Origin of the sequence: Streptomyces wedmorensis, assembly GCF_000716445.1 — a bacterium.
Taxonomy (GTDB): Bacteria; Actinomycetota; Actinomycetes; order Streptomycetales; family Streptomycetaceae; genus Streptomyces; species Streptomyces wedmorensis.
On record NZ_JNWK01000223.1, the window covers coordinates 1 to 230 of the forward strand.

The window sequence follows — 230 nt, forward strand, 5'->3', positions numbered from 1 at the left end:
ACGACCTCCACCGGTACCGCCGGGTCCGTCGTGATCTCCTGGTACGGCTCCCCGTCCACGGCCGGGTACACCGTCCGCAGCACCTCGTGCCGCTCCACCACGTCCCGCAGCGCCGCCTCGATCACCGAGGCCGCGGGCCGCCCGGCGAGCCGGATGACGACCGGTGCGTTGTAGGCCGCCGAGGAACCCTCCAGGCGGTTCAGGAACCACAGGCGTCGCTGGGCGTAGGA

At 72.6% G+C, this 230-nt stretch carries 1 protein-coding gene; it reads right to left on the reverse strand.

Going from position 1 to position 230, the window contains the following annotated elements:
* A partial coding sequence (locus OO54_RS41190; protein ID WP_033213007.1) for a condensation domain-containing protein occupies positions 1-230 on the reverse strand: 230 nt, incomplete at both ends.